General features: G+C 40.2%; 21 protein-coding genes, 1 pseudogene and 1 riboswitch. All 22 genes and pseudogenes read left to right on the top strand.

Features of this window, described 5'->3' with window-relative positions:
- Positions 1 to 33 precede the first annotated feature (33 nt).
- Positions 34 to 155, top strand: a riboswitch (SAM riboswitch).
- A gap of 105 nt (positions 156 to 260) precedes the next feature.
- Positions 261 to 1580 (top strand): annotated as a pseudogene (locus ACI6MV_RS23185) (O-acetylhomoserine aminocarboxypropyltransferase/cysteine synthase family protein); the annotation flags it as partial.
- A gap of 141 nt (positions 1581 to 1721) precedes the next feature.
- A complete protein-coding gene (locus tag ACI6MV_RS23180; RefSeq protein ID WP_407272712.1) occupies positions 1722 to 2807 on the top strand; it encodes a sugar ABC transporter substrate-binding protein in 1086 nt (361 codons plus the stop codon).
- A gap of 123 nt (positions 2808 to 2930) precedes the next feature.
- Positions 2931 to 4415 (top strand): sugar ABC transporter ATP-binding protein, encoded by a 1485-nt coding sequence (locus tag ACI6MV_RS23175; RefSeq protein ID WP_407272711.1) that lies wholly within the window; start codon positions 2931 to 2933, stop codon positions 4413 to 4415.
- 1 nt (position 4416) lies between these two features.
- Positions 4417 to 5427 carry an ABC transporter permease gene (locus tag ACI6MV_RS23170; RefSeq protein WP_407272710.1) on the top strand — a complete coding sequence of 337 codons (1011 nt, stop codon included), beginning with the start codon at positions 4417 to 4419 and terminating at the stop codon, positions 5425 to 5427.
- Between the two features lie 17 nt (positions 5428 to 5444).
- Positions 5445 to 6680, top strand: coding sequence for an S-methyl-5-thioribose kinase (gene mtnK, locus ACI6MV_RS23165; protein ID WP_407272709.1), 1236 nt, complete (start codon positions 5445 to 5447; stop codon positions 6678 to 6680).
- A gap of 3 nt (positions 6681 to 6683) precedes the next feature.
- Positions 6684 to 7754, top strand: coding sequence for an S-methyl-5-thioribose-1-phosphate isomerase (gene mtnA, locus ACI6MV_RS23160; protein WP_407272708.1), 1071 nt, complete (start codon positions 6684 to 6686; stop codon positions 7752 to 7754).
- A gap of 476 nt (positions 7755 to 8230) precedes the next feature.
- Positions 8231 to 9061 (top strand): class II aldolase/adducin family protein, encoded by an 831-nt coding sequence (locus tag ACI6MV_RS23155; RefSeq protein ID WP_407272707.1) that lies wholly within the window; start codon positions 8231 to 8233, stop codon positions 9059 to 9061.
- A complete protein-coding gene (locus ACI6MV_RS23150) occupies positions 9058 to 10596 on the top strand; it encodes an aldehyde dehydrogenase family protein (protein ID WP_407272706.1) in 1539 nt (512 codons plus the stop codon). Before ACI6MV_RS23155 ends, ACI6MV_RS23150 begins: the two co-directional genes overlap by 4 nt.
- Before the next feature lie 9 nt (positions 10597 to 10605).
- Positions 10606 to 10929 (top strand): BMC domain-containing protein, encoded by a 324-nt coding sequence (locus tag ACI6MV_RS23145; protein WP_407272705.1) that lies wholly within the window; start codon positions 10606 to 10608, stop codon positions 10927 to 10929.
- Positions 10930 to 10959: 30 nt separating this feature from the next.
- On the top strand, positions 10960 to 11250 hold the full coding sequence (locus ACI6MV_RS23140; protein ID WP_407272704.1) for a BMC domain-containing protein: 291 nt from the start codon (positions 10960 to 10962) through the stop codon (positions 11248 to 11250).
- On the top strand, positions 11247 to 11615 hold the full coding sequence (locus ACI6MV_RS23135) for a BMC domain-containing protein (protein ID WP_407272703.1): 369 nt from the start codon (positions 11247 to 11249) through the stop codon (positions 11613 to 11615). Before ACI6MV_RS23140 ends, ACI6MV_RS23135 begins: the two co-directional genes overlap by 4 nt.
- Positions 11608 to 11877 (top strand): BMC domain-containing protein, encoded by a 270-nt coding sequence (locus tag ACI6MV_RS23130; protein ID WP_407272702.1) that lies wholly within the window; start codon positions 11608 to 11610, stop codon positions 11875 to 11877. Before ACI6MV_RS23135 ends, ACI6MV_RS23130 begins: the two co-directional genes overlap by 8 nt.
- A 36-nt stretch (positions 11878 to 11913) precedes the next feature.
- Positions 11914 to 12189 carry a BMC domain-containing protein gene (locus ACI6MV_RS23125; RefSeq protein WP_407272701.1) on the top strand — a complete coding sequence of 92 codons (276 nt, stop codon included), beginning with the start codon at positions 11914 to 11916 and terminating at the stop codon, positions 12187 to 12189.
- A 50-nt stretch (positions 12190 to 12239) separates the two neighbouring features.
- A complete protein-coding gene (pduL, locus tag ACI6MV_RS23120) occupies positions 12240 to 12914 on the top strand; it encodes a phosphate propanoyltransferase (protein ID WP_483880224.1) in 675 nt (224 codons plus the stop codon).
- Positions 12901 to 13164 carry a EutN/CcmL family microcompartment protein gene (locus ACI6MV_RS23115; protein ID WP_407272699.1) on the top strand — a complete coding sequence of 88 codons (264 nt, stop codon included), beginning with the start codon at positions 12901 to 12903 and terminating at the stop codon, positions 13162 to 13164. The genes pduL and ACI6MV_RS23115 overlap by 14 nt, the downstream gene beginning before the upstream one ends.
- 36 nt (positions 13165 to 13200) lie before the next feature.
- Positions 13201 to 14538 carry a CoA-disulfide reductase gene (locus ACI6MV_RS23110; protein WP_407272698.1) on the top strand — a complete coding sequence of 446 codons (1338 nt, stop codon included), beginning with the start codon at positions 13201 to 13203 and terminating at the stop codon, positions 14536 to 14538.
- A 32-nt stretch (positions 14539 to 14570) separates the two neighbouring features.
- Positions 14571 to 15404 carry a CoA transferase subunit A gene (locus ACI6MV_RS23105; RefSeq protein WP_407272697.1) on the top strand — a complete coding sequence of 278 codons (834 nt, stop codon included), beginning with the start codon at positions 14571 to 14573 and terminating at the stop codon, positions 15402 to 15404.
- A complete protein-coding gene (locus ACI6MV_RS23100; protein WP_407272696.1) occupies positions 15398 to 16120 on the top strand; it encodes a CoA-transferase subunit beta in 723 nt (240 codons plus the stop codon). Before ACI6MV_RS23105 ends, ACI6MV_RS23100 begins: the two co-directional genes overlap by 7 nt.
- A gap of 87 nt (positions 16121 to 16207) precedes the next feature.
- Positions 16208 to 17488 (top strand): kynureninase, encoded by a 1281-nt coding sequence (kynU, locus tag ACI6MV_RS23095; RefSeq protein WP_407272695.1) that lies wholly within the window; start codon positions 16208 to 16210, stop codon positions 17486 to 17488.
- The gene (gene kynB / locus ACI6MV_RS23090; protein ID WP_407272694.1) at positions 17489 to 18118 is read left to right on the top strand and encodes an arylformamidase; all 630 of its coding nucleotides are present in this window, start codon (positions 17489 to 17491) and stop codon (positions 18116 to 18118) included.
- A 163-nt stretch (positions 18119 to 18281) separates the two neighbouring features.
- Complete coding sequence (locus ACI6MV_RS23085; RefSeq protein WP_407272693.1) at positions 18282 to 19265, top strand: LacI family DNA-binding transcriptional regulator; 984 nt, start codon at positions 18282 to 18284, stop codon at positions 19263 to 19265.
- A 695-nt stretch (positions 19266 to 19960) separates the two neighbouring features.
- A complete protein-coding gene (locus ACI6MV_RS23080) occupies positions 19961 to 20914 on the top strand; it encodes a C40 family peptidase (protein WP_407272692.1) in 954 nt (317 codons plus the stop codon).
- Positions 20915 to 21081 lie beyond the last annotated feature (167 nt).

Here is a 21081-nt window from a genome sequence, read left to right as displayed (position 1 = left end):
TATTCAACAATAAACATATAAATTTAATATATTCTCTTATCAAGAGAGGTGGAGGGACTGGCCCTATGATACCCGGCAACCAGCATAGCATGGTCAAAACTATGTTATACATGGTGCCAAATCCTACAAAGTATATTTACTTTGACAGATGAGAGAGACGGTGCATCTATTATGCAATCAAAGTCTCTCTGTCTCCAGGCAGAGGGATTTTTTAACATGTAATGGCAGACATCATGGAACAGTTCTAGGAGGAAAAAAGCATGGGTAACAATCCGCATTTAGAAACATTACTACTACACGGTGGCCAAGAGCCTGACCCAACGACAGGATCACGCGCGGTACCGATTTATCAAACAACTTCATACGTTTTTGATGATACAACACACGCAGAGAAACTTTTTTCACTAGAAGAGGAAGGTAATATCTACAGTCGGTTAATGAATCCGACCGTGGACGTATTTGAAAAAAGAATGGCTCTTTTGGAAGAAGGAGCGGCTGCTGTTGCAACATCGTCAGGTATGGCAGCGATCGCGTTATCGATTATGAATGTTGCTTCTGCAGGGGATGAAATCGTAGCAGCGACTAATATTTACGGTGGTACATACAATTTATTCGCGATAACATTCCCACGCTACGGCATAAAAGTAAAGTTCGTAGATCCAAGAGATCCGCAAAACTTTAAAAAAGCGATTAACTATAAGACGAAGGCTGTCTTTGCTGAAACGATTGGGAATCCGAGCTTGCATGTCCTAGATATTGAAGGAATTGCAAACGTTGCTCATGAAGCAGGTATTCCGCTTATTATCGATAATACATTCGCATCACCTTATGTGTGTAAACCGATTACTTACGGTGCCGATATTGTTGTACACTCTGCAACAAAGTGGATTGGGGGACATGGTACATCGATTGGTGGAATCGTTGTCGATGGCGGTAAATTTGATTGGAATTCACGAAAGTTTCCGGGCTTTATCGAACCAGACCGTAGTTACAATGGTATCGTTTATAGCAAGGATTTTGGGGATATCGCCTTTGCAACCAAATTACGCGTACAGTTGTTGCGGGATATTGGTGCATGTTTAAGTCCATTCAATGCGTTCCAACTTATCCAGGGCTTAGAAACATTAAATCTGCGTGTTCAGCGTCATAATGATAATGCACTTCAGCTTGCTAGATTACTAGAAAAACATCCTGGTGTTAGTTGGGTAACTTATCCTGGACTGGAATCACATACGTCACATCAGCATGCCAAACAAATATTGAAAAACGGCTTTGGCTCGGTTGTTGTCTTCGGTATCAAAGGTGGTCGTGATGCAGGGAGTACGCTAATAAACAACATCAAGTTATGGTCACACTTAGCCAATGTTGGTGATGCGAAAAGCCTAATTATCCATCCAGCAACAACAACACATCAACAGCTATCTGGAGAAGAGCTTGTAGCTACTGGCGTTACAGAAGACTTAGTCCGCTTATCGGTTGGGTTGGAGAACATTGAAGATTTATATGAAGATCTAGACCAAGCATTAACAAAAGCTACAGGTAGTAGTGGTAACCAAAATACACCAACTAGCATTAGCGATTCAAAAGGTATAGATCTATCAGATGATATCGTAGGTAAACTTACAGAGGCTGTGATTCAACAGCTTAAGGCAAAAAGAGTGTAAGAACCGTGTATTAATAAATTTTATATAAATTTTTTTAGAAAACAGGGGGAAAATCAGATGAAAAAAGGGTTATTGTATGTGATTTCAGTTTTAGCTTTTGTATTCGTGCTCGCTGGTTGTGGTTCAGAATCAGCAGGTAATAGTGATGTTTCACTAGACAATGTGCCAGAGAAATTTACTGCAGAAGAACCAGTGAAAATTATGGTTATCCGTAAAATTGGTGGAGATGACCATACAGCACAGTTTCTAGCTGGTGCAAAACAAGAAGGGGAAGCATTAGGCTTTCAAGTAGATACATTCACGGCAAATGGAGATTCAGCGGCATTCCATGACACGATCGCTCAAGCAATTCAACAAGAATATGATGGGTTGATCATCTCGCATGGTGATGATGATGCAACAGCGGATCAGATTCAAGAAGCAAGAGACGCAGGTATTGAAGTCGTAACTTTCGATACTGTTGGTGAAGCGGAAGGTGTAACGAGAACAGCGCAAGACGACCATGCACTAGCACAGCTTGCACTTGATAAATTAGTAGAAGATACTGGTGGAGAAGCAAACATTGCTTACCTTTGGGTAGATGGTTTTCCTCCAATGGTGAGAAGAAATGAAATTTATACAGAAGTATTAGCGCAAAATCCTGGTCTTAACGAAGTAGAAAGATTTGGTGTTGCAACTGAAAATACTTCGGTAGATACACAAAATGCTGTAGCAGCTATGCTTAACAAACATCCAGAAGGAGAACTTGATGCTATTTTCGCTACATGGGATGCATTTGCTATTGGTGCAGCGCGTGCCATTAAAGAAGCTGGTAGAGAAGAAGTTGCTATATATGGTATTGACGTTTCCAATGCTGACCTTCAGCTGATTCAAGAAGAAGGTAGCCCATGGAAATATACAGCAGCTGTTGATCCGAAATTGATCGGTGCTGTTAATTTACGACTTCTTGCTAAAAAGCTAGCAGGTGAGGAAACACCAGAAACGTATGATTTATCTGCTTCATTGATTTCTCAAGAGGATTTAGTAGCTGCTGAGGAAGAAGTGAATATGTCTAACCTTGGAAACATTATCGAAGGATGGGGACAATCCGATGCATTTGAGGAAGATTGGATGCAAACGTTAAGAGATTATCACGCAGAATAATCGTATTATAATAGAATAGATATGGTTCGAACACTAAAACTGCACCTTTTTATAGGGTGTATGTTTTAGTGTTTTCGTACCAAAGGCAGGTGAAGGGAATTGTCTAATGCTAGTAAACTTGAAATGAAACATATAACTATTGAATTTCCCGGTGTTAAAGCCTTAAATGAAGTGGATTTTGTAACGGAAACTGGAACCGTGCATGCTCTTATTGGTGCCAATGGTGCTGGAAAGTCCACGCTCATGAAGGTATTATCTGGTGCTTACACGCACTATACTGGTTCGATTTTTATAGACGGTGAGAAAATCGAAATAGATTCCCCTAGATATGCTCAAGATCAAGGCATTCAAATTGTTTATCAAGAAGTGGATACGGCGCTTATTCCAAACTTAACCGTTGGCGAAAATGTGATGTTAAATCAAACGGTAACTAAAATGGGCAGGAAGCAGTTTGTTAGCTATTCCGATATGCATAAACAAGCAACGGAGATTCTCGCAAGTATGCATATTCAAGTTTCATCTAAACAGCTTGTCAGTGAATTAACATTGGCGGAAAAACAGATGGTCTTGATCGCACGGTCCGTATCAAGTGAGTGTAAATTTTTAATTTTAGACGAACCAACAGCACCGTTAAGTCAAACAGAAACAGATGAGCTATTTCGTATCGTTCACGAACTGAAAAATAAAAATGTCGGTGTTATTTTCATTTCACACCGTTTACCTGAACTGTTTGAGATTTGTGATGATATCACCGTTATGCGTAATGGGAAATTTGTAACAAAGCAAAAAATAAAGGATACGACGATTAATGAAGTTGTTGAGTTTATGTTAGGTAAAAAGCTGGAGGAACAATTCCCAACAGTTGTAAAACAAATCGGTGCTACGATTTTAGAAGTGGATCATCTAGCTGATGGTTCTAAGATAAAGGATATTACGATGCACGTAAATGCGGGTGAAATTGTTGGTCTTGCTGGCTTAGTAGGGGCGGGTAAAACAGAGATTTGTAAAGCTCTATTTGGGGCGAATAAAAGAACCGCTGGAGATATCCGTGTGAATGGAAAAGCAGTTAACATAAAGCATCCGCGTGCTGCTGTTGCCAATGGATTTGCTTTTGTACCTGAAGAGCGGCGTAAAGAAGGGATTCTTGTTACAGAAACGGTGTCTACGAATCTTACGGCTTCTTATTTAAATCAATTTGTAAAAGTATTTAACTTCCTTCATTTCAGTAAAGAGAGACAAACATCGGAACAGATGGTAGAGCGGATTGGGATAAAAACACCGTCAGTAAAGACACAAGTGAATAATTTATCCGGTGGTAATCAACAAAAGGTAGCCATTGGCAAGTGGTTAATTGCTGATGCAGATATCTACATATTCGATGAACCAACTAAAGGTGTTGATGTTGGTTCAAAAAAGGATATATTTGAGCTAATAGCAGAGCTAGCGAAGCGCGGTAAAGGGGTTGTTTATGCCTCTAGTGAATTGGCAGAAATTGTCGGAATTACTGACCGTGTCTATGTTGTGTACGATGGCAGAGTTGTGAACCAACTCCAAACGAAGGAAACGAATGAAGAAGAACTATTATACTATTCAACAGGGGGGAAATGATATGTCGCAAACAAACACAGAGTTGAAGCAGTCTGTTGCTAAAACGGAAAAAGCAGCTTTTGATTTGTTTCAGTTTTTATATAAATATGGGACAATTATAACGATATTCGTACTTATTGCAATTTTTTCAATTGCAAATCCTTCTTTTATGAGCACAGGTAATATTATTAATATTTTGCGCTCGATATCAATTGTGACCATTATTGCAATTGGCTTAACCATTTCCCTTTCTGTTGGTGGTTTTGACTTGTCAATTGGGTCAACGGCATCGGTAGCCAATGCCGTAGTAATGTCGATGTTTATCTGGCACGGGCAGTCAACGATTGTCGCTATTATTGCAGCTATTATTGCAGCGCTTGCGGTTGGTGCGCTTAATTCATTTTTAATTGTTAAAATCAAAATTCCAGATATGCTGTTAACGCTTGCGATGATGTTCATTATACAAGGTGTTGCCCTCACCTATACGCGAGGAGCTAGCTTATCAGAAAATATGATTATGCCAGATGGTAGCTATGCCACAGGTAAAATTACTGGTTCATTTGAGAAACTTGGACAAATTCCTTGGATTATCATTATTATGCTAGTCGTTGTTGTGCTCGTTCATATTTTCTTAACCTATACAAAGCATGGACGATATATGTATGTGATCGGTGGAAATGAGGAGGCAGCAAGGCTATCTGGTATAGCAGTTAACAAATATAAAGTATTTGCCTATTTATTATCAGCGACCTTCGCGGCTGTTGGTGGGATTGTTTTAGCTTCAAGAATAATGACTGCAGAAATAAATGCTGGTGGTCCGTACCTGATGGACGCTGTAGCAGCTGCTTTTATTGGGTTATCTGTACTCGGTGCTGGTAAACCAAATGCATTTGGTACATTTATTGGAGCAGTACTAATTGGAATTCTAGCGAATGGTTTAGTGATGATGTCCGTACCGTATTATGCGATGGATATTGTAAAAGGAACGGTCTTAGCACTTGCATTAGCACTTACTTATTATAAAAAGAAATAATATGGGAGGGCCTTGAAATGACAGACTTTTCAACAGGATATTTTACGATGACGGAAAAGGAAGCACTGGAGTATGCGAAAACACAATTAGATTTCTTTACTAGTGATGCACAATTAAGCTGTAAGGAAATTGGTGACGGTAATTTAAACTATGTATTTAAAGTGGTAGATTCGAAGCGTAATAAGTCGATTATTATTAAACAAGCTGGACCTGTTGCACGTATTTCTGACGAATTTAAGGTTTCACCAGATCGTAACCGAATCGAAAGTGAAATTTTGCAAATACAAGCTAAGTTTGCAGAAAAATTCGTACCAAAGCTTTACCATTATGATACGGTTATGAATTGTTGTGCGATGGAAGATTTATCTGATCATGAGATTATGCGTGCGGAGTTAATGAAGCATAAAAAGTTCCCACTATTTGCAGAGCACATTACAACATTTATGGTAAATACATTAGTACAAACGTCCGACGTTGTACTTGATCATAAACAGAAAAAAGAATTGGTAAAATCATTCATCAATCCTGATTTGTGTGAAATTAGCGAGGATTTAGTTTATACAGAGCCATTTTATGATTGTCCAAGAAACGATGTGTTTGAAGAGTCCAAGGATTTTGTAAAAGAACATATCTGGGGTGATGACAAGCTCGCACTTGAAACAGCTAAGCTGAAATTTGAATTTATGACGAATGCACAAGCGTTAATACACGGAGATCTTCATACTGGATCAGTGTTTATTAAGGAAGATTCTACGAAAGTAATTGATCCAGAGTTTGCCTTTTTTGGCCCGATTGGTTATGACGTTGGTAATGTAGTTGCTAACCTAATCTTTGCTTATGCGAATGCCAGATTCACCATTGAAGATGAAGCAGAGCGAAACGACTATTTAGCTTATTTAGAAACGACGATTACCGATGTAGTTGATTTGTTTAAAGAAAAGTTTGAGGTCGCTTGGGATGAACATGCAACTGAGCGAGTTGCGAATTATAACGGATTTAAAGCGCATTATCTAGATTTAATTTTAAGAGACACAGCTGCAGTAGCAGGCTTGGAATTATCGAGAAGAATTATAGGCCTTGCCCATGTTGCTGATATCACTTCAATCACAGATGTAGACAAGCGTGCACAAGCGGAGCGTATTTGTTTATCTGCTAGTAAAAAGTTTATCTTAGAAAGAGAATCGGTAAAGTGTGGGGAAGATTATATCAACATCATTCGCGCCTTTGAACAACAAGTGACTTTGGAGGTATAACAAATGACCAACCCTATCAATGTAATTGAATCGGTGAGTCTTGACGATCGCAATGATACATTAGTGTTATTGGATCAGACTGTACTGCCGAACAAAAAAGAATTTCTAAATCTAACGGAAGTTGAGCAAGTTTGGGATGCTATTTACAATTTAAAGGTTCGTGGTGCACCGGCGATTGGAATTGCTGCAGCATTTGGTGTTTACCTTGCGACTAAGCAATCAACTGCAGAAACTTTCGATGCGTTATACGATGATTTTAGAAAGCATAAAGACTATTTAGCTACATCACGCCCAACCGCTGTTAATCTGTTTTGGGCGTTAGATCGAATGGAGAGACGTCTCCACGCAGAAAGCGCAAGCAGTGTTGCTTCTATAAAACTAGCATTAAAAGAAGAAGCAGACTTAATTAAAAAAGAAGACCAAGAAGTTTGTGAAGCAATTGGTGAACATGCACTAACATTGCTAAAGCCAGGTTGGGGATTGTTAACCCATTGTAATGCCGGGACGATCGCTACAGCTAAGTATGGCACAGCATTAGCCCCGATTTACCTTGGTCAAGAGCGAGGCTATGATTTTAAAGTATTTGCTGATGAAACTCGTCCACTGCTTCAAGGCGCACGTTTAACAACGTGGGAGCTTAATGAAGCAGGAGTAGATGTTACATTGATCGCTGACAATATGGCATCAATTGTGATGAAGGAGAATAAAGTACAAGCTGTTCTCGTTGGTTGTGATCGTGTTGCCGCCAATGGAGATACAGCCAACAAAATTGGTACTTCGGGCGTTGCAATTCTAGCAAAATATCATGGTGTTCCTTTCTACGTATGTGCACCATTGTCGACGATTGATTTACAATCGAAAACAGGTGATGATATTGAGATAGAACTACGCCCACAAGAAGAAATTACGTCAAAGTGGTACAGTGAACCGATGGCGCCAGCAGGGGTAAAAGCATACAATCCTGCATTTGATGTGACAGATCACGAATTGATTACTGGGATTGTTACGGAAAAAGGAATTGCTTATCCACCTTATCGTGATAGTCTAGCCAAATTATTCCACAAGGAAGATTAAATTTTTTGTCGAATAGATTAAGAGATTGGTTTCTGCATAGGAACGTTTAGCTTGTAATTTTAAAACAGATGCTCGTGAACGTTATTAATAAGAAAGAAATTTGCGCGTTTGTCTAGATCCGAGCGCCAGAAACTAGGCGATTTCATGAATCGCCTACGATAAGTCATCATCGATTCAAGTTTTATGGAAGGTCGACTAAAATCGGACTTGTCGTCCAACGTCGACATACCCCCTTTGCGGGGGCATGATTCCTTTATCTTTAGTCGATTCGCTCCAGTTGTTACGTTTCTAACGGCGCTCTGCACTTTTCATGTGTCTAGCTCCGAGCGCCAGAAACTAGGCGACTTCACGAATCGCCTACGATAAGTCATCATCGATTCGCGAGCTCATCGTGATTCCTTTATCTTTAGTCGATTCGCTCCAGTCGCTACGTTTCTAACGGCGCTCTGCACTTTTCATAGAAGGAGGTGACCGATATGATCACTAATAAAAAATATATGTCAGATTTTGAAGCTAAAAAGCTGATTGTTGATATAGGTAAACGAGTGTATAACAAGAATTTCGTTGCTGCTAATGATGGCAATATTTCTGTACGTGTTGGACCGAATACGATATGGTGTACACCAACTGGGGTTAGTAAGGGTTTTATGACACAGGATATGATGGTGAAGATGGATTTATCTGGTAAGATTTTATCTGGCCGCTCGAAGCCATCTTCAGAGGTTAAAATGCACTTAAAGGTGTACAACGAAAATCCAGATACCAATGCTGTCGTCCATGCGCATCCTCCAGTAGCAACTTCTTTTGCAATTGCAGGGATTAGCTTGGAAAAGCCGATATCACCGGAGGCTGTTGTATTATTAGGCAGAGTACCATTAGCACCATATGCAACACCAGGTACACAAGAGGTACCAGATTCAATTGCACCTTTTTGTAAGGACTATCACGCGGTATTACTAGCAAATCATGGTGCACTCACATGGGGACGAGATTTGACAGAAGCGTATTTCCGAATGGAATCATTGGAGCATTACGCATTAATGTTAATGAACACAACAAATATCATTAACAAGTCAAATGAGCTCGATTGTGGACAAATAGCTGACTTGATGGAAATAAGAAATAAATTAGGAATTAAAACTGGTGGCGTGCCACCGTGTGATATAAATAAATCTGCAACAAACGATTTAGAAGCAAATCAAACAAGTAGTGATGCAACAAAGCAGCAGGTAATTGAATCGATTGTTGCTAAAGTCACGGAAAAGGTGCTTAATCAATATCGGAATGGAGGGGCGGATGGACGTTGAACTTAACAGAAAAAGATATCCAAACCATAATAGAATCAGTATTAAAAAATGTCGAAGCAGCAATTGGGAATGAAGCGGGAGCTCCGAGTCAAACGAGCAGTCAACAACCACTAAAAATGAAACAGCTGTCTCCGGAGGTTTCACAAACAGGTGCTTCAAGTCATTGGACCCCGACGAGCGAGTATGGTGTTTTCGATAACATTGAGGATGCAATTACTGCAAGCTATGATGCTCAAATCGCCTTTGTAAAACAAGCAAAACTTGCGGACCGTGAGCGTATCCTTTCTGCTATAAGAACTGCTGTGTTAAAGGAAAAGGAACATTTAGCTAAGCTTGTTTTTGAAGAAACAAAGATTGGCAATTACAATGATAAAATTGCTAAGCACGAACTGTCTGCTGAGAAGACGCCAGGAACAGAGGATCTAAAAACAGAATCTATTACTGGTGATGACGGCTTTACATTTGTGGAATATTCACCAGTTGGATTGATCGGTGCAGTTACCCCGGTAACGAACCCAACCGAAACAATTATTAACAACACTATTAGCATGCTAGCTGCAGGTAATGCCGTTGTATTTAATGTCCATCCAGCATCAAAGCAGGCGTCGGCATACACTGTACAGCTAATTAACCGGGCAATAGAATCGGTTGGTGGTCCAGCTAACTTAGTCACAATGGTGAAGAATCCGACACTAGATACGGTGCAAGTATTAGCCGACAGTCTAAAGGTGAAAATGCTGGTAGGTACTGGTGGTCCAGGAATGGTAAAATCACTATTGAAATCCGGTAAGAAAGTGATTGGTGCGGGTGCAGGTAATCCACCTGTGATTGTTGACGAGACAGCCGATTTACAAAATGCAGCCAAATCTATCATTGAAGGTGCTTCTTTTGATAACAATCTATTATGTATTGCGGAAAAAGAAGTGTTCGTACTTGATTCAGTTGCGGACGATCTGATTTTCCAATTGCTCGACCAAGGCGCACACATGTTGAACCACAGTGAATTAGCGCAAGTAATGGATTTTGCTTTAGAAGCAAATACCAACAACCAACCAGGTGGGTGCACCTTCCAAAACAGAAAATATCACGTATCAAAGCAATGGATTGGAAAAGATGCGTCTACGATTCTAAATCAGATTAATGTAAATAAAACGAACACGAAACTATTAATCTGTGAAGTCGATGTGCATCATCCTTTTGTGCAGTTAGAGCAAATGATGCCTATTCTACCAATTGTGCGTGTGAAAGATTTAGATGAAGCGATTGAAAAAGCAGTTGCAACGGAGCATGGAAATCGTCACACTGCCGTCATGCATTCCAATAATCTAGACAGTATCACAAGATTTGCTAAAGCAATTGGGACAACCATTTTCGTTAATAATGGCTCCTCCCTTGCTGGAGTCGGATTCGGCGGGGAAGGTCATACAACAATGACAATCGCTGGCCCTACGGGAGAAGGCGTTACTTCAGCAAAAACATTTACAAGACAGCGAAGAGTCGTCCTCGCTCAAGGCAGTTTGAACATTACAGGGTAGGTGGAGATAATGGGTAACGCAATAGGTTTATTGGAAGTGCAGGGCTTTAGCGTAGCGCTTGCAGCAATGGACAAGGCATGTAAGGCAGCTAATGTAGTGATTGAAGGAATCGATTGTAATAATCCTGCAACTGGAGACAATGCTCCGATCCCGGTCGTCGTGCAAGTGAAGTTTACCGGTACAGTTTCTGATGTCCGTGTCGGCTTGGATGCAGCCCGGGCTGAAGCAATCAAACATATAGCTGAAAATGATATCCTTACCCATTTCATTCCTGCCTCCGTAGCAGGAATAGAGAAATTATTGCCAATTGGAAAAGTGAGCAAAAAAAGCTAGCGATATGGTAAGTCAAGGGGAGAAGTAGAAATGAATCGATCACTCGGGTTGATTGAAGTAAGAGGAACCGTAACGGCTGCTGCTACTGTCGATGTGATGGTGAAAAATGCGTTTGTTGAGATTCGTAGCATCGAACGAGTTGGATCAGGCCTTATTACGATTATGATTGAAGGAGATCTTGCTTCGGTACAAGCGGCTTTAGAAATAGGAGCTGAAGAAGCGTTAAAATATGGCGAATTAATTGCTGTCAAAAGTATTCCTAGACCAGATCAAGGACTTGCTTCGTTACTATCTCCAGAGAAACGAGGGGATGACAAATGAAAAAATATGATGCGATAGGAATCATCGAAACACAATATTTTCCGGTGGCGATGGAAATTTTGGACAATGTTTGTAAAGCTGCGAACGTAGAGTTCCTCTCCAGTGAAAAGTATTTAGGTGGAAAGCTGGTATCGATTATTATCGGCGGTAAAATATCCGATGTATCAACTGCTATAGAGGTTGCGAAACAAACAGGAGCAAGAAAGCCTGGAAACCCGTTAAAAAAAGCACTAGTTATTACAAATCCGCACGAGGAAATATTGAAATTCGTTGTTCCTCCTAGCGCCGAACCGAAAAAAACGAAAAGAAAACCAAAAAATAAACCGGCTCTAGAGCAGCCAGACAAGGAGCATAACAATGAGTGAATCAATCGGAATTATTGAAACAAGAGGACTAACAGCAGCGATCGAGGCAGCAGATGCAATGCTTAAAGCAGCAAATGTAGAAATCGCAGGAACAGAAAAAATCGGATCAGGACTCGTATCTGTTATTATTAAAGGTGATGTTGGTGCTGTTAAAGCAGCAACAGAAGTAGGAGCAGAAGCAGCAGGGCGCGTAGGTGAAGTAGTAGCTGTACACGTCATTCCAAGACCGCATAGTGATGTGGCAAAATTAATTAAACTTTAAATCAAAATTTGAAAAATATATAGGAGGCTATACACAATGAGTGATTCATTAGGCATAATCGAAACAAGAGGATTAACAGCAGCAATTGAGGCAGCGGATGCAATGCTTAAAGCAGCAAACGTAGAAATCGCAGGAACAGAAAAAATCGGATCAGGACTCGTATCTGTTATTATTAAAGGTGACGTAGGAGCTGTAAAAGCAGCAACAGAAGTAGGAGCAGAAGCAGCAGGGCGCGTGGGCGAAGTAGTAGCCGTACACGTCATTCCTAGACCACATGGTGACGTTTCAAAATTAATTCCGGATTTGGAATAAAGGATTGAGTCTACGTGACAAACTTTGATAAAGCCAGTTTATATGAAGTGATTACGAAGGCAGTAGTAGAGGAATTGCACAATCAGGTCTTACCTTCCTCATCAACTACTGTCCCTTCCAAAACGCAAGTGCCTGTAGGAATTTCTGCCAGGCACTTGCACTTACAGCAGGAGCATGCCGATCTTTTATTTGGTGCTGGCTACACGTTTACAAAGCATAAGGACCTTTCACAGCCTGGTCAATATGCATGTAAAGAAACCGTAACGATTCAAGGACCAAAGGGTTCTATTGAAAAGGTGAGACTGCTTGTACCATTACGCAGTGCGACGCAGGTGGAGATTTCTAGAAGTGATGCAAGGGGTTTAGGTATCATGCCGCCTGTTCGTAAATCCGGTAATTTAAAAGGCTCTTCCCCTATTACGATTATCGGACCAAAGGGAAGTGTGCACTTACAGGAATGCTGTATTATTGCTGACCGGCACATTCATATGTCACCAAAAGATGCTGCTGATTTTAAAGTAACAAATCTTCAAAAGGTTGCGGTTTTAGTGGAAGGCGATAAAGGTGGCGTAATGGCTAATGTAACGATCCGAGTGAGTGATCGATATAAGTTAGATATGCACATTGATACAGATGATGCCAATGCGTTTGGACTGAAGGGTGACGAACAACTGAGAATAATCGACATCCCTGAATATGGAGGCTCAGAAAATGGTGATTGGTAAAGTAATCAGTAGAGTTGTATCAACAAGGAAGTATGACACACTACAAGGATATAAGCTGTTAATTATTGAACCTTGTTATGGAAATAAAGAGGAATACATTGTTGCTGCCGATGAAATTGGTGCAGGTGAAGGCGAGCTCGTTCTCGTGTCAACAGGGAGTTCAGTGCAGTATGGTTTATCCAAGCATGCACCTATAGACGCCATTGTCGTTGGAATCGTTGATCAGGAACCTACAATTAACGGAAAATAATTTATAAGTCATACATGGACATAGGGGAAATTGGCTATGAAGCTATTAGTAATCGGTGGTGTTGCAGCAGGTATGTCTGCTGCTTCTAAACTAAAACGAATCAATGAGGATGCAGAAGTGGTCGTCTATGAAAAAGGCGAGCATATTTCGTATGGCGCTTGTGGTCTTCCTTATTATGTTTCTGGAGAAAATGACGATTACAAGAAAATGATCGCAAGAACCGAAGAGCAGTTTGAACAAAAAGGAATCCAAGTCCGCACACATCATGAAGTCGTAAAAATAGCACCTGACAAAAAACAAGTGATGGTTAAAAATACGATTGATGGTGGCATGTTTATCGACCAATACGATAAATTACTAATTGCAACCGGCACTGTTCCGATCATCCCACCTTTTGAAGGCATTAACCTAGAAAATATTCACGTGTTAAAATCGCTAGAAGATGGGATTTCTTTGAAACAAGTAGCCGATCGTTCTGATATCGAACGTGTCGTTGTTGTCGGTGGCGGTTACATCGGTATTGAAATAGCAGAAGCATTTCGACATTTGGGTAAACAAGTACGGATCATTGAACAAGCTGACCGAATTTTAACGACATTTGATAAAGAGTTAACGGAAATCGCCGAGCAAGAGCTTTCAAAACAACAGGTAAGCCTACACTTAAATGAATCTGTCGAAGGATTTGTTGGTGATGGAAAAGTAGAAGCAGTTCGAACGAGCAAGAGTACTTATGAAGCTGACCTCGTCCTTTTATCTATTGGTGTAAAACCGGCAACTAAATTTCTAGATGGAACTGGTATCCATCTTGCCAACAATGGCGCAATTATTATTGATCGTGAAATGAGAACAAATGTGGAAGATATTTATGCTGCTGGTGATTGTGCACAGGTGTACCACAAGGTGATGCAAGAAAATACGTTTATCCCTTTAGGTACCAATGCCAACAAGACTGGTCGAATAGCTGGTGAAAATATCGCAGGAAAGCACAATAAATATACTGGTACCCTGGGGAGTGCAGCACTGAAGATATTTGATTTAGAAATGGGACGCACTGGTCTCTCTGAAATGGATGCAGAGCGTTTAGCAATTGATTATGTAACTACGTTTGTCGAAGCGGCCGATCATCCGGGTTATTATCCAAACCAAACACCGGTTTGGATTAAACTAGTGTGTGAAAAGCGAACGCGAAAGATATTAGGTGCCCAGTCGATTGGTCCCAAAGGCGTTGTATTACGAATTGATGTGTTTGCTGTAGCCATTCATAATCAGATGACGGCAGATGATTTAGGAATGACCGATTTATGCTATGCTCCACCATTTGCAGGGGTATGGGATGCCGTTCATATTGCAAGTAATGCCGTTAAGCATGAATAAAAACAAGTAAGTAATATTGGTGGTGGCACAACGTGAATAAAAGAATCAGTTTACAAGATGCGGTTGCGATTGTTCAAGATGGCGACACGTTAGCCTTAGGGGGTAATGTACTTCATCGTGCACCAATGGCATTTGTTCGTGAATTGACAAGACAGAATAAGCAAAATTTGCAGCTGGTTAAAACCGCAGGTGCGCATGATATTGATTTATTAGTTTCGCTCGGCTGTGTGGAAGCTGTTCATGCTGGGTTTGTTAGCTATGAAACGAAGTATGGTCTTGCTAAGCATTACCGTAAGGCTGTTGAGTCAGGTCTTGTAAAAGCGAATGAGCATGCATGCTATACCGTGATTAGTGCACTGCGGGCTGCTTCAACGAATGTACCATTTATGCCTGTGCACGGTTTAAAGGTCGGGGACCTGATTGAACATAACGATTATTTTGTAGTTGTAGAAGATCCTTTTGGGGGAGAGCCTGTCACATTAGTGCGATCGATTGTGCCAGATGTCGCCGTGATTCATGTTCAGGAATGTGATGAAAAAGGCAATGCAAGAATAACTGGCCCGAAGTATGAAGACCTACTCATGACAAGAGCTGCCAATAAAGTAATTGTAACAACAGAACAAATTGTTTCACCTAGTAAGACGAAGCTGAACAGAGAGCTTATCGATATTCCAGGCTTTTTAGTTGATGCGGTTGTACATACACCTAAAGGTGCAAGCCCTACATCTTGTTATAAAAAATATGATGTGGATGACCGGTACTTAAACGAATATTTGTCATTGAACGATACCGATGACATTCGTAATTACGTGAAAAAATTCGAGCGACAAGACTATGCAGGCGAAAGGATGAGCCGAACATGGTAGCCACATACAGAACTAGCGACATCATGACATGTGCAATATCGAATATGCTAAAAGATGGTGAGACGGTATTCCATGGCGTATCGTCCCAGCTCCCGATGATCGCTATGCAATTAGCGCGCTTTACACATGCCCCTGATTTAGTCCATTTAAATATACCAGGTGGAGTTAATCCTACATCAACCCTAAAGGCAACCTATTCTTCTGCTGGTGCCGATTTATTAGACAGTGGTGAAGCTTATTTTCCGCTTGATCAACTGTTTGATTTATCAATGCGAGGTAAATTAGACGTAGCCTTCTTAGGTGGAGTTCAATTTGATAAGCATGGTAATGTAAATGCCTCGGTGATTGGTGATTATCATAAGCCTAAAGTTCGCTTACCAGGTGGTGCAGGTAGCGCTGTGCTAATCCCGACCGCCAAGAAAGCAATTATTTGGCGCACAAAGCACGACAAACGAACGTTTGTGGAAAATGTTGATTTTGTAACAACTCGGGGTAACCTATGGAAGATTGTTACACCACTTTGTGTATTTGAGTTTAAGCATGGTCTGCTTTACTTGGATAGCATTCACCCACATACGACGTTAGAAGAAGTGCAACAAAATACAGGATTTAAACTATTATATGATGAAGTAACGTATACCGCAGTTCCCACGGCTCATGAGCTAGCTACACTGAAAAAAATAGATCCGTCTGATATACGATCAAGCGAATTTTAGTCCATGAGGAACAATAAACCTCGTGGATTTTATTTTAGAAGAAAAAAGTTATAATAGAGAGATAATAGCGCAAAAAGGGGCTTTAATATGGAAAAAGAACATATTTTTTCTTTAGAATACGCTCGGTCTTTAGATGATCAAGATCAACTGAAGGCTTATCGTCAAGAATTTTATATACCAACAAATAAAATATATTTTGATGGCAACTCGCTTGGGTTGCTTTCAAAAAGAGCAGAAAAGTCTGTAGCAATTGTGATGGAGGCTTGGAAACAGCTTGCTATTGATGGCTGGACCGAAGGAGAGCACCCGTGGTATTACTTTTCCGAAGCGTTAGGTGAGAAGATGGCGCCATTGGTGGGAGCTGAATCCACGGAAGTAATTGTAACTGGATCAACAACAGTGAACTTACACCAATTAGTAGCTTCCTTTTATAAACCAAGTAAAACGAGAACGAAGATTGTCGCGGATGAATTAAACTTCCCATCTGATATTTATGCGCTTCAAAGCCAACTCCAGCTAAAAAGGTACGACCATACCGATCATTTAATTTACGTGACCAGTAAGGACGGCTCCACACTTGATGAAGCAGACATTATCGAAGCGATGACGGATGATGTAGCATTAATCGTTTTACCTAGCGTATTGTATCGTAGTGGACAATTGCTAGATATCCAGCGGTTAACAGCTGCCGCACACGAACGAGATATTAAAATTGGGTTTGATTTGTGCCATTCGATAGGTGCAATTCCTCACGAGCTCCACGAATGGGGCGTCGATTTTGCGTTCTGGTGTAATTACAAGCATTTAAATGCTGGACCAGGGAGTGTAGCGGGAATATTTGTTCATGAAAGACACTTTGGACAAGCACCGGGTCTGGCAGGCTGGTTTAGTTCGACAAAAGAAAAGCAGTTTGATATGGAGCATCATTTAACTCCGGCAGTAGATGCTGGTGCTTATCAAATTGGGACACCTCACTTGCTAAGCTCAGCACCGTTATTAGGGTCACTCGAACTTTTTCAAGAAGCAGGAATCGACCAAATTCGTAACAAATCATTGCAGTTAACAGATTATTTATTGCTTCTCGTTAAGCAAGAGTTACAAGCATATAGTTTTACTGTTGATGTGCTTCCAGCTGAACGGCGAGGCGCGCACATTTTGTTAAATCATAAGGAAGCAGCTCGCATATGTAAGGCTTTAAAAGCAGGCAACGTTATACCTGATTTTCGGTCACCGAACAGCATTCGTCTTGCACCAGTCGCGTTGTACAATACGTTCACTGAAGTATACGAGACTGTACACAAGTTGAAAAAAATTATGGAAGAGAAGACGTATAAAACCTTTCCGAATGAGCGAGGTGTTGTAGCTTAAATGAACAAAAATAAATGGATCGATATTTCACAACCGCTAACGAATAATATGGCGAATTGGCCAGGCGATACGGCTTATTCGTATGAACTAACATTTAGTAAGCAGGAAACAGGATCAGTAAACATTGGTCAAATTACGACTAGTTTACATACGGGAACACATGTTGATGCACCTTTTCATTTTGATGACCTGGGAGAAAAGATACTCGATTTAGATGTTAATCTTTATGTAGGCAAGGCGTTGCTAATTGATGTAACAGCGTCTGACACCATTAATATACAGTCATTGAAAAAGCATAACTTAGAAGGTGTTGAACGTTTGTTATTACGTACATCTTTACTAACAAACCTAGCGCAGTTTCCTAAACAGATTCCAAAACTAGACCCAGAAATTGCACCTTTCCTAGCAAAAAAAGGTGTCAAGTTAATCGGTGTTAATATGCCATCTGTGGACCCGCTTGATAGCAAGTCGCTACCGACACATCATGCCCTACATGACAACGGCATTCATATTTTGGAGAATCTCGTATTAGACGCGATTAACGATGGTGAATACAATCTAATTGCACTTCCGTTAGCGATAAAAGATGGTGATGGAAGTCCGGTTCGAGCTGTCATACAAAGGATTTAACTCTGATATGGTGAGTGTGAATTAATAGTAACGTAGCTCGTTTGACTTTTGCTAAACTTGCAGACTAACTCACAATGTTCTATAGTTATTTCGGTAATCAACAAAATTAGACGCTAAAAACTAAAAAGCAATTATGTTAACCAAGGAAGCAGGAGGGGATATCGTGGCAACAATTCAAGAAGTAGCTAAAAAAGCAGGGGTTTCCGTTGCAACGGTATCACGTGTGCTTAACGATCACACAACAGTTGCAGAAAAGACAAAAATCAAAGTAGAACAAGCAATCAAAGAATTGAACTATGAGCCTAGCGTGCTTGGTAGAAATCTAAGAACTTCTGAAAGTAAATTGTTATTAGTTTTAATTCCAAGTATATCCAACCCGTTTTATTCTGAAATTATTAATGGTATCGAGGAAACAGCTTTAACAAAGGGCTACAATATATTGCTCTGTGAAACAGACTCGAATCCTGCAAGGGAAACGATTTATTTTAATCTTGTTAGAAGTAAGCTTGCAGACGGTATTATTTCAATGGATCCGACCATTAATAAGGTTAAATTAAATGAACTAGCTGCTAATTATCCGATTATTCAATGCAGTGAGTACGACCAAGATGGAGCTATTGCTTATGTAGCTATTAATAATGAACTAGCAGCTTATCATGCTGTAAAACACTTAATTAAGCTAGGGCATAAAAAAATTGCACTTGTTAATTCTGATGAACGCTTTTTATATGCTCGTGAACGTCGCCAAGGCTATGAAAAGGCTTTGAAAGAATTCAATATTCCTGTGCAAAAACAATTCATCTACAACACAAAGGATGTTGGTTTCGAAGATGGCCAGCAAGCAATGAAAAAATTATTAGATCAAGACAATCGACCGACTGCAGTTTTCGCTGTATCCGATATACTGGCGATTGGGGTAATGAAACAAATACACACAAGTGGATTACAAGTACCAAATGATATTGCACTTATTGGCTTTGATAAAATAAGCTTCTCCAATATGACACATCCAACATTGACGACAATTTCGCAACCAATGTTTAAGATGGGTGCTATGGCAGCAACTATGATGATTGACAAGCTACAGGGAAAAAGTATTGAAAGTGTAGTATTAGAACACGAATTAATCATAAGAGAATCAACATAAAGAAAAACACCAATATCAGCTGCTGATATTGGTGTTTTTTTATTAATGAGATGAATAGCTAAACTCCGTCGTAACTTGTAGAGTGCTTACAACGCTCCGGAAATGCACTTCGCTTTCCGCGGGGGGGGGGGGCTAGTGAGCCTCCCTCGAACTCATGTTTTCGGGGTCTCACTTACGCCGTTTCTTAAGGACTACAGGCTAAAACCGTCCTTGTCGGACAACGCCTGCATGACCCTTGCCGGGCCTCAGGAGTCGAAGTGCATTTCCTCCGCTGCTAACGGGATTATTCTTTACGTCGGATGATTGGAGCTCCAGGCAGTCGACTCCAGCGAGAAAAGTGCGAGCTTCAGCTAACTCAGAAGCGCTCTTTGGGACTGCGATTACTCGTCCCACCGAAAACATTTGCTTCTGAGTTAGCTGAAGCCGTGACTGTTTAAAGAAAAACGCTTTAAACTAGCGAAAAGCGACTGCCTGGAGCGGAAATCACGAGCACTACGTTGCGTCGGGTTTCACTTCAAATCCGGAATATCTAAGAACCGAGTGGGAGACATCATCATTAACCAAATCTACCAAAATAATCTACTATTATGTCAGCTATATTAAGTATCGTTACAAGTTGTTAACATTCGACATTTCCCGGGAAATAGATGCTATACTCATGTCAGTCACCACGAAAAACATCGAGGAGTGAGACAATGAGAAAAACTACTAAAACAGTATTGTCCGTAGCAACAGCATTAGTAATAACGGCAGGTTTCTCAGGAAAAGCAGAAGCAGCTTCATATAAAGTGCAGTCTGGCGATTCGCTTTGGTCGATCGCTCAAAAGCATGACACTAGTATTTCTAGTCTTAAATCAATCAATAATCTAACATCAAATACAATCTATATCAATCAAATTCTAGAAACTTCTAAAATGACAGAATCTACGACACATACAGTTCGTTCTGGTGATTCACTGTGGGCTATCTCAAGAGAATACAATGTTTCAGTATCTCAACTAATCAACTGGAACAACAAATCAAATTCAACTATTTATGTGGGCGAAAAGTTAGTAATTTCTAATTCTAACAGTCAACCAAATCCAACACAAGTAAATGTGACAGCATATAAAGTAAGTGCAGGAGATTCACTTTATTTTATTGCGAAAAGATATGGTGTTTCGATAAATAATATAAAAGCCTGGAATAACTTATCGTCGGATACGATTTACGTTGGACAAGTCCTTCGTTTAACAGCACCTGCACAATCTACACAACCAAAAATTGAACAAGAGAAGAGCATTTCAGTTGGTGAGAAAGCGATTGAAATAGGTAAGAAATATCTAGGAGTTCCTTACGTATGGGGTGGGAAAGCACCATCAGGGTTTGATTGCAGTGGTTTTATATACTATGTATTTAATCAAGCAGGGATGGATTTAGATCGCGCAAGCACGACAGGTTTATATGAAATTACAAAGGCTGTATCGAATCCGACAGTCGGAGATCTCGTATTCTTTAGCGGTACGTATAGAAGTGGTATATCACATGTTGGTATTTATATGGGAAATAATGAATTTATTCATGCTAAATCGAGTGGTGGAATCTCGATTACAAGTTTAGACAATTCATATTGGAGAGCACATTCTCCTGAATTCAGACAGTGGAAATAAAAACATATAAACCAAGCAGATTGTATCAGAATCTGTTTGGTTTTTTTATCTAGCTTGGCATCCTAACATACTCATAAGTGAAAGTAATTCTTACAATTTTTATAATCAGCCCGTTTAAGCGATAGTTTGATTAAGTGATGATGCAAATGATTTTTATAATTATTCAG

Origin of the sequence: Radiobacillus sp. PE A8.2, assembly GCF_045635475.1 — a bacterium.
Classification (GTDB): domain Bacteria; phylum Bacillota; class Bacilli; order Bacillales; family Amphibacillaceae; genus JBJGXI01.
This window is presented reverse-complemented; position numbering and strand designations above follow the sequence as displayed.

Coding starts and splice junctions, on each gene's coding strand:
- ACI6MV_RS23180 (WP_407272712.1), top strand. CDS start 1,722: ATGAAAAAAGGGTTATTGTATGTGATTTCAGTTTTAGCTTTTGTATTC.
- ACI6MV_RS23175 (WP_407272711.1), top strand. CDS start 2,931: ATGAAACATATAACTATTGAATTTCCCGGTGTTAAAGCCTTAAATGAA.
- ACI6MV_RS23170 (WP_407272710.1), top strand. CDS start 4,417: ATGTCGCAAACAAACACAGAGTTGAAGCAGTCTGTTGCTAAAACGGAA.
- mtnK (WP_407272709.1), top strand. CDS start 5,445: ATGACAGACTTTTCAACAGGATATTTTACGATGACGGAAAAGGAAGCA.
- mtnA (WP_407272708.1), top strand. CDS start 6,684: ATGACCAACCCTATCAATGTAATTGAATCGGTGAGTCTTGACGATCGC.
- ACI6MV_RS23155 (WP_407272707.1), top strand. CDS start 8,231: ATGATCACTAATAAAAAATATATGTCAGATTTTGAAGCTAAAAAGCTG.
- ACI6MV_RS23145 (WP_407272705.1), top strand. CDS start 10,606: ATGGGTAACGCAATAGGTTTATTGGAAGTGCAGGGCTTTAGCGTAGCG.
- ACI6MV_RS23140 (WP_407272704.1), top strand. CDS start 10,960: ATGAATCGATCACTCGGGTTGATTGAAGTAAGAGGAACCGTAACGGCT.
- ACI6MV_RS23135 (WP_407272703.1), top strand. CDS start 11,247: ATGAAAAAATATGATGCGATAGGAATCATCGAAACACAATATTTTCCG.
- ACI6MV_RS23130 (WP_407272702.1), top strand. CDS start 11,608: ATGAGTGAATCAATCGGAATTATTGAAACAAGAGGACTAACAGCAGCG.
- ACI6MV_RS23125 (WP_407272701.1), top strand. CDS start 11,914: ATGAGTGATTCATTAGGCATAATCGAAACAAGAGGATTAACAGCAGCA.
- ACI6MV_RS23115 (WP_407272699.1), top strand. CDS start 12,901: ATGGTGATTGGTAAAGTAATCAGTAGAGTTGTATCAACAAGGAAGTAT.
- ACI6MV_RS23110 (WP_407272698.1), top strand. CDS start 13,201: ATGAAGCTATTAGTAATCGGTGGTGTTGCAGCAGGTATGTCTGCTGCT.
- ACI6MV_RS23100 (WP_407272696.1), top strand. CDS start 15,398: ATGGTAGCCACATACAGAACTAGCGACATCATGACATGTGCAATATCG.
- kynU (WP_407272695.1), top strand. CDS start 16,208: ATGGAAAAAGAACATATTTTTTCTTTAGAATACGCTCGGTCTTTAGAT.
- kynB (WP_407272694.1), top strand. CDS start 17,489: ATGAACAAAAATAAATGGATCGATATTTCACAACCGCTAACGAATAAT.
- ACI6MV_RS23080 (WP_407272692.1), top strand. CDS start 19,961: ATGAGAAAAACTACTAAAACAGTATTGTCCGTAGCAACAGCATTAGTA.